Origin of the sequence: Pseudomonas sp. yb_5, from assembly GCF_043103865.1 — a bacterium.
Lineage (GTDB): Bacteria > Pseudomonadota > Gammaproteobacteria > Pseudomonadales > Pseudomonadaceae > Aquipseudomonas > Aquipseudomonas putida_Y.
The window spans coordinates 1-16,253 of the sequence record NZ_JBICKE010000068.1; the positions used below are offsets into that span (position 1 = coordinate 1).

12 protein-coding genes are annotated in these 16,253 nt (G+C 61.6%); 6 read left to right on the plus strand and 6 right to left on the minus strand.

The genetic code is table 11. From position 1 onward, the window contains the following. Positions 1-341: 341 nt before the first annotated feature. From leuA to ACF8GF_RS10045, 4 genes are all read right to left on the minus strand, one after another. Entirely contained in the window at positions 342-2,015 is a 1,674-nt protein-coding gene (gene leuA / locus ACF8GF_RS10030) for a 2-isopropylmalate synthase (protein ID WP_021781914.1), read from the minus strand. A 422-nt stretch (positions 2,016-2,437) separates the two neighbouring features. After that, entirely contained in the window at positions 2,438-3,265 is an 828-nt protein-coding gene (locus tag ACF8GF_RS10035) for a peptidoglycan DD-metalloendopeptidase family protein (protein ID WP_392488083.1), read from the minus strand. A gap of 3 nt (positions 3,266-3,268) precedes the next feature. Beyond that, positions 3,269-4,648, minus strand: coding sequence for an exodeoxyribonuclease VII large subunit (xseA, locus tag ACF8GF_RS10040; protein WP_004575640.1), 1,380 nt, complete (start codon positions 4,646-4,648; stop codon positions 3,269-3,271). An 80-nt stretch (positions 4,649-4,728) separates the two neighbouring features. After that, positions 4,729-5,607 carry a LysR family transcriptional regulator gene (locus tag ACF8GF_RS10045; RefSeq protein WP_209967771.1) on the minus strand — a complete coding sequence of 293 codons (879 nt, stop codon included), beginning with the start codon at positions 5,605-5,607 and terminating at the stop codon, positions 4,729-4,731. Positions 5,608-5,704: 97 nt separating this feature from the next. Here ACF8GF_RS10045 and ACF8GF_RS10050 point away from each other — a divergent pair, with 97 nt between their 5' ends. The 4 genes from ACF8GF_RS10050 to guaA all read left to right on the plus strand — a co-directional run bounded on the left by ACF8GF_RS10050 (position 5,705) and on the right by guaA (position 10,277). Beyond that, complete coding sequence (locus tag ACF8GF_RS10050) at positions 5,705-6,460, plus strand: TSUP family transporter (RefSeq protein WP_392488084.1); 756 nt, start codon at positions 5,705-5,707, stop codon at positions 6,458-6,460. Between the two features lie 47 nt (positions 6,461-6,507). After that, positions 6,508-7,065 carry a sugar ABC transporter ATPase gene (locus ACF8GF_RS10055; RefSeq protein ID WP_103463198.1) on the plus strand — a complete coding sequence of 186 codons (558 nt, stop codon included), beginning with the start codon at positions 6,508-6,510 and terminating at the stop codon, positions 7,063-7,065. A gap of 86 nt (positions 7,066-7,151) precedes the next feature. Further along, the gene (guaB, locus tag ACF8GF_RS10060; protein WP_180688767.1) at positions 7,152-8,621 is read left to right on the plus strand and encodes an IMP dehydrogenase; all 1,470 of its coding nucleotides are present in this window, start codon (positions 7,152-7,154) and stop codon (positions 8,619-8,621) included. A gap of 78 nt (positions 8,622-8,699) precedes the next feature. Further along, complete coding sequence (gene guaA, locus ACF8GF_RS10065) at positions 8,700-10,277, plus strand: glutamine-hydrolyzing GMP synthase (RefSeq protein ID WP_392488085.1); 1,578 nt, start codon at positions 8,700-8,702, stop codon at positions 10,275-10,277. Positions 10,278-10,370: 93 nt separating this feature from the next. Here guaA and ACF8GF_RS10070 read toward each other — a convergent pair whose 3' ends face one another. Beyond that, positions 10,371-12,251, minus strand: a complete 1,881-nt coding sequence (locus ACF8GF_RS10070; RefSeq protein WP_176683689.1) for an LTA synthase family protein — start codon at positions 12,249-12,251, stop codon at positions 10,371-10,373. Positions 12,252-12,550: 299 nt separating this feature from the next. Here ACF8GF_RS10070 and ACF8GF_RS10075 point away from each other — a divergent pair, with 299 nt between their 5' ends. Further along, positions 12,551-13,930, plus strand: a complete 1,380-nt coding sequence (locus tag ACF8GF_RS10075) for a multicopper oxidase family protein (RefSeq protein WP_176683688.1) — start codon at positions 12,551-12,553, stop codon at positions 13,928-13,930. Further along, the gene (gene tadA / locus ACF8GF_RS10080) at positions 13,930-14,409 is read left to right on the plus strand and encodes a tRNA adenosine(34) deaminase TadA (protein ID WP_012051365.1); all 480 of its coding nucleotides are present in this window, start codon (positions 13,930-13,932) and stop codon (positions 14,407-14,409) included. The genes ACF8GF_RS10075 and tadA overlap by 1 nt, the downstream gene beginning before the upstream one ends. An 87-nt stretch (positions 14,410-14,496) precedes the next feature. Here tadA and mltF read toward each other — a convergent pair whose 3' ends face one another. Then, complete coding sequence (gene mltF / locus ACF8GF_RS10085; RefSeq protein WP_392488086.1) at positions 14,497-15,954, minus strand: membrane-bound lytic murein transglycosylase MltF; 1,458 nt, start codon at positions 15,952-15,954, stop codon at positions 14,497-14,499. Between the last annotated feature and the right edge of the window lie 299 nt (positions 15,955-16,253).

Below are 16,253 nucleotides of genomic sequence, written 5' to 3' on the forward strand. Positions count from 1 at the left end.
GAACACCACCGTGGCACTGTGATGCCTCGGCGGGGGCGAGTCCATCGATTACACACTGATCTGCGGTGGACGCACCGGGGGGTTGGACACAGGCCGTTGCAGGAGCGGGTTTACCCGCGAATGGGCCGGGTCTGCGGGCCAATATCCCTGGCCGTTCACCGTTGCCGTGGCCTCCGTATTCGCGGGTAAACCCGCTCCTACACCTGATCGGTGGTGGACACACACTGGTGATTGGGCGCAGGCCGTTGTAGGAGCGGGTTTACCCGCGAAAAGGCCAGTCCAGGCCCACAAAAAAAGCCCGCATCAAACGATGCGGGCTTTCTCATTCCTCATTCCAGGCTTCAGGCCGCCTTGGCTTCCTGCTGGCTCAGCGAGCGGTTCAGCGCGCTGAACAGGGCCTTGAAGCTGGCCGTGGTGATGTTCTCATCGATACCCACGCCATGCACCGGACGGCCACCGGCCACGCGCAGTTCGATGTAGGCCGCGGCCTTGGCGTTGGTCCCCGCGCCAATGGCGTGCTCGTTGTAGTCCATGATCTCTACGGCAACCGGCAGGCCGGCCACCAGTGCTTCCAGGGCGCCGTTGCCCTTGCCGCGCCAGTGCAGGGTGGTTTCGCCTTCACCGGCAACTTCCACTTCCACGGCGCTGTGGCCGTTTTCTTCCTGCAGGCGATGGCTGACCAGTGCGTATGGCGCGTTGGCCTGGAGGTATTCCTTGTGCAGCAGGCTGTAGATCTGCTGAGCGGTCATTTCCAGGCCCAGGCGGTCGGTCTCACCCTGCACCACCTGGCTGAATTCGATCTGCATGCGACGCGGCAGGCTGATGCCGTATTCCTGCTCGAGCAGGTAGGTGATACCGCCTTTGCCCGACTGGCTGTTGACGCGGATTACCGCTTCGTAGCTGCGGCCGATGTCGGCCGGGTCGATTGGCAGGTAAGGCACCTCCCACAGTTCCCCATCCTGCTGCTTGGCGAAGCCCTTGCGGATGGCGTCCTGGTGCGAGCCGGAGAACGCGGTATGGACCAGATCGCCCACATACGGGTGACGTGGGTGTACCGGCAACTGGTTGCACTCTTCGACCACCTTGCGCACGCCGTCGATGTCGGAGAAGTCCAGCAACGGGTCGATGCCCTGGGTGTAGAGGTTCAGTGCCAAGGTCACCAGGTCGACGTTACCGGTACGCTCGCCGTTGCCGAACAGGCAGCCTTCGGCACGGTCGGCGCCGGCCATGAGGCCCAGTTCGGTGGCAGCGATACCGGTGCCACGGTCGTTGTGGCAGTGCAGGCTGATGATCACGCTGTCGCGGCGGCTGATGTTGCGGCAGAACCACTCGATCTGGTCGGCGTAGATATTTGGCGTGGACACTTCCACGGTGGCCGGCAGGTTGAGGATGATCTTGTGTTCAGGGGTAGGGTTCCACACCTCGATGACCGCGTCGCAGACTTCCTTGGCGAACTCCATTTCAGTGGCGCTGAAGGTTTCTGGCGAGTACTGGAAGGTCCACTGGGTTTCCGGCTGCTGGGCGGCGTACTTGACGAACAGCTTGGCCGCGTTCACCGCGATGTCCTTCACGCCTTGCTTGTCCTGATTGAAGACGATGCGGCGGAACGACGGGCTGGTGGCGTTGTACAGGTGGACGATGGCCTTCTTCGCACCGCGCAGCGACTCGAAGGTGCGGGCAATCAGGTCTTCACGTGCCTGGGTGAGCACCTGGATGGTGGTGTCATCCGGGATGTGGCCATCCTCGATCAGGGTGCGCACGAAGTCGAAATCGGTTTGCGAGGCAGACGGGAACGAGGCTTCGATCTCCTTCACGCCAACCTGCACCAAGGTCTTCCAGAAGCGCAGTTTCTTCTCCGAATCCATCGGCTCGATCAGCGACTGGTTGCCATCACGCAGGTCGGAGCTGCACCAGATAGGTGCCTGGGTGATGGTCTTCGACGGCCAGGTACGGTCAGGCAGGTCGATGGTCGGGAAAGCGCGGTATTTCTTCGAAGGGTCTTTGAGCATGGTCATGGAAGCAATCCTTTTGTGTGCGGCCGAGATCGGGCCTGCCGAGCGATAACGATATGAAGAGGCGAGGCGACGCGATTCAGCCTGGTAGTCGGGCGCTGACCAGGCAGAGGCTGCGATGTTGTCGGAGCAGGATGAGGGTGCTGAAGGTTTTCATGCCTTCAAACTTAACCAGTGGGGTGGGGGATGGCAAGCGTTCGGGGAAAATTGAGAGGAATGCTTAAAAAAAGCCATAAAGCGAGATTTTATGGCTTTATTTGGCTGAGTGCTTCGTTGCTTTTGCGCGGTATTTTTCGATGGCGCAACACAATCGAATTAATGCCAGCAGTGCTGGCCCATTCGCGGGTAAACCCGCTCCTACAGGTACGCGGCCCCTTGTAGGAGCGGGTTTACCCGCGAATGGGCCGGCCCAGGCAGCGCAACGTTCAGGGCTGGAACGCGCCAATGAAAATCGCCGGGTCCACCCGCGCATCGTTCAGGCTGACGTTCCAGTGCATATGCGGCCCGGTCGCCCGCCCGGTCGAGCCCACGCGCCCGACCACCTCGCCACGACGCAGTTGCTGCCCTACCTGCACATCGATCTTCGACATGTGGCAGAACATGCTGATGAAGCCCTGCCCATGGTCGACGAACACCGTGCGGCCGTTGAAGAAATAATCCCCCACCAGAATCACTTTGCCATTGGCGGGTGTCTTGATCGGCGTGCCTGCCGGCACCGCAAAGTCCAGCCCGGCATGCGGGTTGCGTTCTTCGCCATTGAAGAAGCGGCGCACGCCGAACTTGCTCGACAGCGGGCCGTTGACCGGCTTGTCGAGAATCAGGTTGCTCGGCAGGTTCGGGCTGAAGCTGCGGTAGGCCTTGATCTGCTCGGCCAGCTCGCGTTCGATGCGCTTGAGGTCGGCCGGGTTCGGGTTGACCTGGCGCGTGTTCTTCAGGGTAATGCGCTGCTCAGGGTACTTCTTGCTGCCTACGCTGAAAGGCAGGGTGCGCCCGCCCTGGTTCAGCACTGCGGTGCCGGGCTTCTGGGTCAGCGGGATGCCGACGATGGCCAGCCAGTTGTCCTGCTCCTTCACCACCAGCACCGGCTTGCCGTCGAAACGGGCGCTGGGTGCGTTGGTGGCGGGGCCCAGGTCGACGACTGCCACACCGCCGGGTACCGGTTTGTTCAGTGTGCGGGTGATGTAGCTGGCCTGGGCGCCGCCGGCCAGCAGCAGCAGGGAAAGGGCAAGCAGGGGCGCGAGCATGCGGGGCATGTGTCAGTCCAGTAGTGAGAGGGTGACCGGGGTCAGGTGGTTGTCTTCGACGCGCACCAGCAGCTCGCCTTCGTTCAGGCGGGCGGTCAGGCGTTGGCCGTTGCGGGTCTGTTCGGCGCTGCGAATGGCCTGGCCTTGTTCATCCAGCAAAATGCTGTATCCGCGGGCCAGGGTGGCCAGCGGGCTGACCACCTGCAGTGTCTGCAGCTGGGCCTGGAACCGCTGGCGACGGTCCTTGAGCACCTCGCGCATGGCCCGTGGCAGGCGCTCGGCCAGGCTGTCCAGGCGCTGGTTCAGCAGCTTCAGGTTACGCCCCGGATGCTGCGCGGCCAGGCGGGCGTCCAGGCGTGCCAGGCGTTCGCGGCGCTGGTTGAGGTTGAGCATGAACGCGCGGCGCAGGCGCATGTCCAGGTCGTCCAGGCGTTGGGCCTGCTGGCGCAAACGCTCGCCTGGGTGGCGCAGGCGGCGGGTGAGTGACTCCAGGCGCAGGCGGTCGTGGGTCAGGCGGTTCTGCATGCGCAGCAGCAGGCGCCGTTGCAGGCCATCCAGGCGTTGCCGAAGGCCGCTGTTGTCAGGGGCCAGCAGCTCGGCGGCAGCAGACGGGGTGGGTGCGCGCACGTCAGCCACGAAGTCGCTGATCGACACGTCGGTTTCATGGCCCACGGCGCTGACAATTGGTGTGACGCAGGCGGCCACGGCACGCGCCACGGCTTCCTCGTTGAAACACCACAGGTCTTCCAGCGAACCACCACCACGCGCCAGGATCAGCGCATCGAAGCCGAGGCTGTCGGCCAGGCGGATGGCGCGTACGATCTGCGCGATGGCTTCGCGGCCCTGTACCGCTGTAGGGATCAGGTTCAGCTCCACCTGCGGCGCGCGGCGGCCGAACACGCTGATGATGTCGCGGATCACCGCGCCAGTGGGCGAGGTGATGATGCCGATGCGCTGCGGGTGAGCCGGCAGCGGCTTCTTTCGTTCCGTGCTGAACAGCCCCTCGGCACCGAGCTTTTCCTTCAGGGCCTCGAAAGCCAGGCGCAACGCGCCATCACCGGCGGGCTCGACGGTGTCGAGAATCAGTTGGTAGTCGCCACGTCCCTCGAACAGCGAAACCTTGCCACGCACCCGCACCGCCAGGCCGTCGCGCAGCGCCTGGCGTACCCGCGTGGCGTTCTGCCGGAACAACGCGCAACGCACCTGGGCGCCGCTGTCCTTGAGGGTGAAGTACATGTGGCCGGACGCCGGGCGGGCGAGGTTGGAGATTTCGCCTTCCACCCACACACTGCGGAAAACGTCTTCCAGCAGCACGCGGGCGCGGCCGTTGAGTTGGCTGACGGTAAGGACCTCGCGGTCCAGCCCGAGTCGTTCGAAAGGGTCTTTGATCATGGCAGGCATCATAAATGACATCGGCCCCGGTTGTCTGTCCCGGGCCCTGTTGGAGCGGGTGCACCGGCGAAGAACAAGGTTCAGCCCTGCAGGGCCGTTACGAACTGCCTGGCTATCTGCCCCGCATCGCGGCGACAGGCCAGCGCCACTGTGCTCTGGCAATCCCCTTGCAACGCCACGAAACTGACCGAAGCGGGTGCGATCTGCCGCATGCACGCTGGCAACAACGCCACCCCAAACCCCGCCTGTATCAGCTGCAATTGCGTGGTCTTGCGCGACAGTACCTGCGCCGCCTTCGGGAAGAATCCTGCCCCCATGCACAACGAGGCAGACAGGTAGCTCAAGCCACCGCGATCCCGGTGCGGGATGGAAATGAAGCGTTCTTCCTTCAGTTGCTCCAGTTGCACGTGCTGAGTACCCGCCAAGGGGTGTCCAGCGGCGACCGCCAGCAACAAGGGTTCGTCGAACAATTCATGCAGCACCACGCCTTCATGCTGGCGCAGCACCGGCAAGCGCAACAGGCCGATATCCAGCCGTCCGGCAGCAATGTCTTCCAGCTGTGCCTCCGATGACTGCTGCGCAATCTCCAGCGAAACCCCTGGGTTGTGCTTCAGGTAGTTCCCCAGGCGAGCCAGAAGCCCGCCGGTCAGCGGCACGGTGCTGGAATGATTCAGGCGCAAGCTGCCTTGCAACCCTTGGCCAATGTCACGGGTAACCCGCTCAGCCTGTGCCAGGTCAGCCAGCAAGCGTCGCGCCCGTTCAAGAAAGGCCTGACCGGCCAGCGTCAGGCGAGGCAGGCGCGCCGTGCGTTCGAACAGCGGCGTGCCCAGTTGCTGCTCCAGCTCCTTGATCTGCCGGCTAAGGGCCGACTGGGCAACGTACAGTCGCTCGGCTGCACTGCTGAAACTGCCACACTCGGCGATTTCCACGAAGTAACGCAACTGTCGGATCGACGTCATGTCATGCCTTTTTGAGATGGCTCTTGGGATAAAGGCATATTAGTCGGCATGGCTCATGGCTGGCTAACCTTTGCCTGTCTTCCCAGGAACTGCTGCCATGCTTGCCCAACTGTCGTTTTCCGGCCTTGCCTGGCTGCCGATCCTGTTCGCCATCGCTGCGGCCTACATCGTTTTCGGTATCGCCGGCTTCGGTACTGCACTCGTGGCCGGGCCGGTGCTGATTCACTTCATGCCGTTGACACGCATCATCCCGCTGCTGGTACTGCTGGATTTCGCGGCCGCCTTCGGCAACCTGCTGCCGTCACGCCGGGATGTGGTACGCAGTGAATTGCTGCGGCTGCTGCCCTTCATGGCCTTGGGTTGTACGTTGGGCGTGGTGTTCCTGCTCCAGCTGAAGTCCGACCTGTTGCTGCTGTTGATGGGGCTATTCGTGACCGCCTATGCACTTTACGGGCTGGCAGTGAAAGTGAGGCCAGCCAGCCTGTCCGGCTTCTGGGCGGTGCCGATGGGCACGGCAGGCGGGTTGTTCGGGGCTTTGTTCGGCAGCGGCGGGTTTCTTTATGCCCTTTACCTGAGTGCACGGCTGGAGGTGAAGGAACAGGTACGCGCCACCCAGAGCGCGCTGATCAGCTGCAGTACGATAGTGCGTCTGTCGCTGTTCCTTATCGCCGGTGTCTATGCCGACCAAAGTCTGCTGCTGCTCGCCGCCTGCCTGCTGCCTGTCATGTTCATTGGCCTTTGGGTAGGGCGTCGGTTGACCAACCGGTTGTCCCGCGAAGCGTTCGTACGGCTGGTCACCTGGCTGGTGCTGGCCAGCGGCCTGGCGTTGATTGGTCGCTACCTGAGCGCCTGAGCGGTAGAATTGCGTCATCACCGGCGTTTTTCAGGCTTGTCCCGTTCATGAACACCCAGAGCATCATCGTTCCAAAGCTGTCTACCGTCCCGGTGCATGAAGCCCGCTCCCGCGCCATCCTGCGCTGGCTGGTGCGCGAAAAAGTCGTCGAGGAGCAACTGACCACCTGCGGTCGCACCGGCAACCGCATGGGCCATGCCCTGGCGGCAGGGGCGCGCAAAGTGGCCCTGCACCCGGAAAAACTGCCCTTCGGCGAGCCGGTCAACGGCCTGGAAGTGATGCTCAAGCGCTGCATCTATACCCCCACCGAAGGCTTCCTCGAAGAAGCCGGTTGCCCGGAGTGCCGGCGCGAGGTGGGTGAGCCGTTGTTCGAAAGCCTGGAAGAGTGGATGCCGGCGGTGAGCGACAACTTTACCTGCCCGCTGTGCGGCTTCGAAGATGACATCAATGGCTTCATTTACCTGCAGCCATGTGCCTTTTCCAACCTGGGGTTCATCTTCAACAACTGGGGCGAGGCCGGGTTCACCCAGGCCTTTCTCGACAGCTTCGCCGACTGGCTCGACCAGCCAGTGGCCGTGGTGCAGGTAAAACTGCCACAAGCCTGACCGAAGGCCCTTATTTTGCATTGAGCGGCGCGCCATGCATGAGTATAATGGCGCGCTTCCATTTTTCCCGCCCGGGAGCCCCCGCGATGCTGCGTATCAGCCAAGAAGCCCTGACCTTCGACGATATCCTCCTTGTACCTGGCTATTCCGAGGTACTGCCCAATGAAGTCAGTCTCAAGACCCGTTTGACCCGTGGCATCGAGCTGAACATTCCGCTGGTTTCCGCTGCCATGGATACCGTGACCGAAGCGCGTCTGGCCATTGCCATGGCTCAGGAAGGCGGTATCGGCATCATCCACAAGAACATGACCATCGAACAACAGGCCAGCGAAGTGCGCAAGGTCAAGAAGTTCGAGGCTGGCGTGGTCAAGGACCCGATCACCATCGACGCCGATGCCACTGTGCGCGACCTGTTCGAGCTGACCCGCCTGAACAACATCTCCGGTGTGCCGGTACTGGCGAACGGCGACCTGGTCGGCATCGTCACCTCCCGTGACGTGCGCTTCGAAAATCGCCTGGACGCCAAGGTCCGCGACGTGATGACGCCGAAAGAGCGTCTGGTCACCGTCCGCGAAGGCGCCGACAAGAACGAAGTTCGCGAGCTGCTGCACAAGCATCGCCTGGAAAAAGTCCTGATCGTTGACGACAAGTTCAACCTCAAGGGCATGATGACCGTCAAGGACATCGAAAAGGCCAAGGCTTACCCGCTGGCCAGCAAGGACGACCAGGGGCGTCTGCGCGTCGGCGCCGCCGTCGGCACCGGCAAGGACACCGGCGAGCGCGTTGCTGCCCTGGTGGCGGCTGGCGTTGATGTCGTCGTCGTCGACACTGCCCACGGCCACTCCAAAGGTGTGATCGACCGCGTACGCTGGGTGAAAGAAACCTACCCGCAAGTGCAGGTGATCGGCGGCAACATCGCCACCGGCGCTGCCGCCAAGGCCCTGGCCGAAGCGGGTGCCGATGCGGTCAAGGTCGGTATCGGCCCTGGCTCTATCTGCACCACCCGTATCGTTGCCGGTGTCGGCGTGCCGCAAATCAGCGCCATCGCCAACGTCGCCGCAGCACTGGAAGGCACTGGCGTGCCACTGATCGCTGACGGCGGTATCCGCTTCTCCGGCGACCTGTCCAAGGCCATCGTTGCCGGTGCGTCCTGCGTGATGATGGGCTCGATGTTCGCCGGTACCGAAGAGGCCCCGGGTGAAGTCGAACTGTTCCAGGGCCGTTCCTACAAGGCTTACCGCGGCATGGGCTCGCTGGGTGCCATGGCGCAGGCGCAGGGCTCGTCCGACCGTTACTTCCAGGACTCCTCGGCCGGCGCCGAGAAGCTGGTGCCGGAAGGCATCGAAGGCCGCGTTCCTTACAAAGGCGCCCTGGCCGCGATCATCCACCAGCTGATGGGCGGCCTGCGTTCGTCCATGGGCTACACCGGCAGCGCAACCATCGAAGAAATGCGCACCAAGCCGGAGTTCGTGCGTATCACCGGTGCCGGCATGGCCGAGTCCCACGTGCACGACGTGCAAATCACCAAAGAAGCCCCTAACTACCGCGTAGGCTGAGGCTTCCAGCTACTACATAAAGCGGGGCTGTCATGACAGCCCCGCGTCGTTTCCGATTTCCACTGACGAGATTGAGTCATGGCCCTCGACATTCACGCTCACCGCATCCTGATCCTCGATTTCGGTTCCCAGTACACCCAGCTGATCGCCCGCCGCGTGCGCGAAATCGGCGTGTACTGCGAACTGCACCCGTTCGACATGGACGATGAAGCGATCCGCGAATTCAACCCGCGCGGCATCATCCTCGCCGGCGGCCCCGAGTCGGTTCACGAAGCCAACAGCCCGCGCGCTCCGCAGGCCGTGTTTGACCTGAATGTGCCTGTGCTGGGTATCTGCTACGGCATGCAGACCATGGCCGAGCAGATGGGCGGCAAGGTAGAAGGTTCCGACCTGCGTGAGTTCGGTTATGCCCGCGTGGACGTTGTCGGCAAGAGCCGCCTGCTCGACGGCATCGAAGACCACGTTGACGACGACGGCGTGTTGGGCCTGGACGTGTGGATGAGCCACGGTGACAAGGTCACCCAGATGCCTGGCAACTTCAGCATTCTGGCCAGCACCCCAAGCTGCCCGATCGCCGGCATGTACGACGACGCCCGCGGCTACTACGGCGTGCAGTTCCACCCCGAAGTGACCCACACCAAGCAGGGTGGTCGCATCCTGTCCCGCTTCGTGCAGGACATCTGCGGCTGTGAAGCCCTGTGGACGGCGTCCAACATCGTCGAAGACGCCATTGCCCAAGTACGTGCGCAAGTCGGTTCGGCCAACGTCCTGCTGGGTCTGTCCGGCGGCGTCGACAGCTCGGTGGTTGCCGCGCTGCTGCACCGCGCCATCGGCGACCAGCTGACCTGCGTATTCGTCGACAACGGCCTGCTGCGCCTGCACGAAGGCGACCAGGTGATGGCCATGTTCAAAGAGAACATGGGCGTCAAGGTGATCCGCGCCGACGCTGAAAAGCAGTTCCTCGACAACCTGGCCGGCGAAGCCGACCCGGAGAAGAAGCGCAAGATCATCGGCCGCACCTTCATCGACGTGTTCGATGCCGAAGCCAGCAAGCTGGAAAACATCCAGTTCCTCGCCCAGGGCACCATCTACCCGGACGTGATCGAGTCGGCTGGCGCCAAGAGCGGCAAGGCCCACGTGATCAAGTCGCACCACAACGTCGGCGGCCTGCCGGAGGAGATGAACCTCAAGCTGGTCGAGCCGCTGCGTGAACTGTTCAAGGACGAAGTGCGCAAGATCGGCCTGGAGCTGGGCCTGCCGTACGACATGGTCTACCGCCACCCGTTCCCGGGCCCTGGCCTGGGTGTGCGTATCCTCGGTGAAGTGAAGAAGGAATACGCCGACATCCTGCGTCGCGCCGACCACATCTTCATCGAAGAACTGCGCAAGGCCGACTGGTACCACAAGACCAGCCAGGCGTTCGTGGTGTTCCAGCCGGTCAAGTCGGTCGGCGTCGTCGGCGACGGCCGTCGCTACGCCTGGGTCGTGGCCCTGCGTGCCGTCGAGACAGTGGACTTCATGACCGCGCGTTGGGCACACCTGCCGTACGAGCTGCTGGAAACCGTCAGCGGTCGTATCATCAACGAAATCGACGGTATCTCGCGCGTTACCTACGACGTGTCGAGCAAGCCGCCTGCCACTATCGAGTGGGAGTGATCGGGTAGCCAGCCCAGGCTGGCACCCGCAGGACGGATACACCAGAAAGCCCGCATGATTGCGGGCTTTCTGGTTCTTGTTCGTTCAGATTGCTTATTCTTCTGGCTTTCTGGCAAATAGCGCTTTCTGGTAGGCGTTATAGGAAAGCAGCCTGCTCCTCACTGCGATGAACTCATCACCCTCCACGCGTTGCGGGTGCTTTTCCTGCGGGTCATCCTCAAGATTGTATTTAGTCAGGGTGTCTGAACTGAATTCGTATATGTATTTGTACGGGTGCTCCACCAAGGCTGACGCCAGTTGGTCAAAGAACGTGGACATGAAGAATGTGCGTTTCCCCTGTTCCCTCAACAAGCTGATGCCTTGTACAGAGAGGGGGGATTCGGTCACATCAAAAAAATCGGCAACCGTGGGCGCAATATCGATCTGGTGACTGGTGGTTGAGGCGGGTTTGGGCAGTGACTTTCCATTACTCCAGAAAATCAGGGGTACGCTCACTTCCTCTTCGTGCATGGACGCGTTGTGAATGAACAGACCGTGCTCACCAAATGACTCGCCGTGGTCACCCACGAGCACGAATAATGTCGAGTCCAGAAGGCCTTGCTTGTCGAAGGATGTCAGCATTTCACCCAGCACGCTGTCTGTTTTGGCTATGCAGTCTTCATACTTTTCCAGCTCGCTCCGTAATGGGGGGCCTTGGCTGCATTGGTAGGGGTAGTGGGCTGCGCTTGGGAAGTAGAGCGCGATGAAACCTTTGCCATTCTTTTTGATGTTTTCCAGGTAAGAGATGCTGGACGAAAACAGCTGTTCATCACTTTCACCGAAGCTACTGGCATTTCGTGAGCGACTCTCGGCGGGAATGAGCTCCGAAACTGCGTAAGCATTCGACACACCGATGGATTTCAGGAAGCCCTCCATGTTTTCGAACTGCAGGTACAGCGAGCTGAAGGCGACGGCTTCCATGTTTTTCCTGTTCTTCAGCTCATGGATGACGCTGGGTTGTAGCAGGTACATGGCCTCTTTGATTTCAATGTCTGGGTAGGCATGCAGCCCCGTCAGGATCGCGTGGTAGCCTTTGGACGAGTGAGGCACTGAGACGTACGCTTTGAAGAGCATGCCCTCCCGAGCGAGCTTATCGAAGGTGGGGTACCGCTCGGCGGTTTTGATGCCGGGAGCAAAAACGCTGTTCCAGCGCACCGACTCCAGAACGATGAAGACCAGGTTCTTGAAGTCTGGCGTGGGGTGAGATTGAAGTTTTCGGATTTCGTTGACGTTGGTCAGCGGGTAGGCGGGTTGTTCGAATGGCAGGGGCGGTCTATGCGGAGCTGCGGTCAAGGAAGTGGTGTTTCTGAGTGTCGTGACCAGCGGGCTGATGACAATGTTTTCGTTCAGGTGATAGCGCGCGTCTTTGGCATGGATGGAGCCGAAGAGCAGGGCGCCGATCACCAGCAGTGATGCCCAGAGGTGTTGTCTTTTCTTTACTGTGCGGGTGCGCTGTTCTTTATAAGCGATGCAGGTTGCCAGCCCAGCGAAAGACCAGGTCGCCAGGTAAGCCAGAAAAAGCACAAAGACAATGAACCTGAATGTGTGCCCGAAACCGGCCGCTTGCTTGAGAAACACCTCGGCCCCGGAGGTCAGGTTGCTTGCGTTTTGCAGGCTATAGCTTATCAGTTGCCAGTCCAGTGGCTTCAGCCATAGCTCCCGAACACGCATGTCCACCAGCAGGAACAGCAGCAAGGCGCCTGAGGCGATGCTCAACAGATAGAAGTTGAATTTGTTTCTGGTAATGGTGTTGGCGGCAATCACATAGAGGGCGACCACAAGCAGCACGTCTTGAAGCAAGTACAGGGCAATATCGAAAATACCCGTCTCCACCCATCGATGGGAGAAAAACTCGATCAGGATGATCTTCGGTGCCAGCAGCAGGCCTGCAGCGAGCAGGAGCGAGATATGCAGTAATGAGTTTTTGTGCCACATGCTGTCTACCTTCGCATTCAAAGAGCAGGCGTCTTGTCTGAAGCGATAGGCGGGCAGAAGGCCAGCACCTGCGCACCCCGTTTTTAGACTTAAGCAGCCCGCCCTGAATCCGGCAAGTCAGCCCCAGGGCGTTGGGTTGGTACCGAGGGGGAGCGGGTTGCCATTGGCGATCGCGGCCAATAACCGGTCGTGCGACAAGACTTCACTTAATCTTTCGCAAATGCAGGTGTATCGTATTCGCCCTTCATCGCCAGCCCCTGCTGGCAGACTGATTGCGCAGAAACGAGGTACCCGCACCGATGTCCTTTACCCGTCGACAAATGCTCAAAGGCCTTACTGGCTTGGTTGTGGTAGGCCTGGGCGCCGGAGGCGCGGCGCGCTACTGGCTGGGCAAGGTCGAGGACGAGAATGCCGGGCACGACTACGAGCTGATCGCCGCCCCACTGGAAGTGGAGCTGGTGCCGGGGTTCAAGACCGAGGCCTGGGCCTTTGGCCCTTCAGCACCAGGGACGGAACTGCGAGTCCGCCAAGGCACCTGGTTGCGGGTGCGTTTCATCAATCACCTGCCGGTTGAAACCACCATCCACTGGCACGGCATCCGCCTGCCGCTGGAGATGGATGGTGTGCCATATGTTTCGCAATTGCCGGTCAAGCCAGGTGAATACTTCGATTACAAGTTCCGCGTGCCGGACGCCGGCAGCTATTGGTATCACCCCCATGTCAGCAGCTCCGAGGAGCTAGGCCGCGGTCTGGTCGGGCCGCTGATCGTCGAGGAGCGTGAGCCCACTGGGTTCCAGCATGAGCGCACGCTGAGCCTGAAGAACTGGCATGTGGACGAGCAGGGCGCATGGCTGCCTTTCAGCATCCCGCGCGAGGCCGCGCGCAACGGCACTGCCGGGCGGTTGATCACCATCAACGGCCAAGCCGACTCGATCACCGAGCTACCGGCCGGCCAGGTGGTGCGGGTGCGCCTGCTGAACCTGGACAACACCTGGACCTACCGCCTCAACCTCAAAGGCAATTGCGAGGCGAGAATCTATGCCCTCGACGGCAACCCGGTGACTCCGCGTGCGCTGGATGAGTACTGGTTAGGCCCGGGCATGCGTATCTGTCTGGCCATCCGCATTCCCGAGGCGGGTGAGGAGATCTCCCTGCGCGACGGTTTCGTGCGCCTGGGCACCCTGCGTTCGGTGGCCAGCAACGACGCGCCGAGTGACTGGCCGCCAGCGTTGCCGCCCAACCCGATCGCCGAGCCCGACCTGGAGAATGCCGAAAAGCTGAACTTCAATTTCGAGTGGGCGGCCAGTGTCTCTGTCACCACTGATGCGGGCAAACCGCCGAGCTTGTGGCAGATCAACGGCCAGGCCTGGGATATTACCGACAAGACCTGTGCCGACCGGCCCATCGCCACGTTGCAGAAGGGCAAGAGCTACATCTTCGAGCTTAAGAACATGACCCAGTACCAGCACCCGATCCACTTGCATGGCATGAGCTTCAAGGTGATCGCCTCCAACCGTCACGACATCAAGGAACCGTGGTTCACCGACACCTACTTGCTGGGCAAGAACGAGCGCGCCCAGGTAGCGCTGGTGGCGGATAACCCTGGGACGTGGATGTTTCACTGCCACGTCATCGACCACATGGAAACCGGCCTGATGGCCGCGATCGCGGTGGTCTGATGCGCCCGCAGATCATCGATCGCAGCCGCGATCAGGAATTCATGCGTCTGGCGCTGGCCTTGGCCGCCGAAGGCGCGGCGCTGGGCGAGGTGCCGGTGGGGGCTGTGCTGGTGCAGCATGGGCAGGTGATCGGCCAGGGGTTCAACCGACCGATCATCGACAGTGACCCCAGCGCGCATGCCGAGATGGTGGCGATCAGGGCGGCAGCCAGGTCGGCCAGCAACTACCGGCTACCCGGCAGCACTCTGTATGTGACCCTGGAGCCGTGCAGCATGTGTGCGGGGCTGATCGTGCATTCGCGGGTGATGCGCGTGGTGTTTGGCGCGCTGGAACCCAAGGCAGGGATCGTGCAGAGCCAAGGGCAGTTCTTTGGCCAAGGCTTTCTCAATCACCGGGTGATGGTGGAGGGCGGGGTGCTGGCGCAAGAGTGCGGGCAGATCCTCAGCGACTTCTTCAAGGCCCGCCGGGCCAAGGCTTGAGCTGCACCGGCCGCTTCGCGGGCAAGCCCGCTCAGGCTCTGCGCAATTCTTGTAGGCGCGGGTTTACCCGCGAAGAGACCTACTGGCTTACATCGGCGACGACTTATCCGCTGGCTTGTCCTTGTTGACCCCGGGCACATGCAGGTTGCCCTCGGCCACCTGGCCTTCGAGCTGCGGCTGGGTCACCCAGGTGAGGATGTCGTAGTAACGGCGGATGTTGGCCACGAAATGCACCGGCTCGCCACCACGGGCATAGCCGTACTTGGTCTGCCGGTACCACTGCTTCTGAGCCAGCCGCGGCAGCATCTTCTTCACGTCCAGCCACTTGTTCGGGTTTAGCTTTTCGCGCCTGGCCAGGACGCGGGCGTCTTCCAGGTGGCCGCCACCGACATTGTAGGCGGCAAGGGCAAACCAGGTGCGGTCCGGCTCCTTGATGCTGTCGTCAAGCTCTTCCTTGATCTTCATGAAGTACTTGGCGCCGCCCTGGATGCTCTGCCTAGGGTCCAGGCGGTTGGACACGCCCATGGCCCGGGCGGTGCGCTGGGTCAGCATCATCAGGCCGCGTACGCCGGTCTTGGAGGTGACTTCCGGCTGCCACATCGATTCCTGGTAGCCGATGGCTGCCAGCAGGCGCCAGTCGACCTGCTCGACCTTGGCGTAGTTCTTGAAGTGCTTCTCGTACTTGGGCAAGCGCTGTTGCAGGTGCTGGGCGAAGGTGTAGGCGCCGACGTAGCCGAGAACGTCAACATGGCCGTAGTAGCGGTCCTTCAAACGCTGAAGGGTGCCGTTCTTCTGTGCCTTGTCGAGAAATTCGTTGATTTCGTTGAGCAGGCTGTTGTCTTCGCCTGCTGCCACTGCCCAGCGCTGGTCGCGGGTGTCGCCCAAATCGAAGGCGACCCGCACGTTGGGGAAATACACCTGGTTCATCGCCAGTTCGTTGGAGTCCACCAGGGTCAAGTCGATCTGGCCTTCGTCCACCATGCGCAGCAGGTCGACCACTTCGACGGCATCGGATTCCTCATATTGCAAGGCCGGGTACTGCTTTTTCAGCTCGGCCAACTGGTCAGCATGGCTGCTGCCCTTGAGCACCATGATCTTCTTGCCGACCAAACCCTTGGCGCTGGTGGGGCGCGGGCGGCCGTTGCGGTAGATGACCTGCGGGGTCACCTCCAGATAGGGATGGGAGTATTTCACCTGGGTCTTGCGCCGCTCACTGCTGACCAGGCCGGCAGCAGCCAGTACCGGGCCGGAGGGCTTGCCGAGGGAGTCGTACAGCTCGTCCAGGTTGTCGGCGGTCTCGATCTGCAGCTTTACGCCGAGATCGTCGGCGAAATGCTGGACCAGTTCGTACTCGAAGCCGGTTTCGCCGTTACGGTCCTGGAAGTAGGTTGCCGGGCTGTTGCGTGTGATCACGCGCAGCACGCCATCCTCCTTCACGCGCTCGAGGGTGCTGGGTTTTTCAACGCAGGCACCTAGCAGCAGAAAGAGTCCGGTTGCGAGAAGCCATTTGGCGCAACGCTGGCGCAAAGCAGTGTGGGCGAACATAGGTTGCAGTATACGCAAAGGACTGGCCCAACCATATCTCGACAACTGTTAGCTTGTCTGGTAGCGGGTTGTGTGGTTGGGGAGGGGGACTGCATCAAGGCTGCCAGGTGCCCGGTTTGAGATGTTCAGCGGCTGTGAGATCGAGCGACGACCAGGTGCCCGGCTCGGCACATTCAGCGCCTGTGAGATCGAGCGCCGCAGGTGTCCGCCTTAAAATATTCAGCGCCTATGAGATCGAGCGCCGCCCGCGCGGCGCTTCGCGGGTAAACCCGCTCCTACGTTTGTTTCGGGCCAATTAT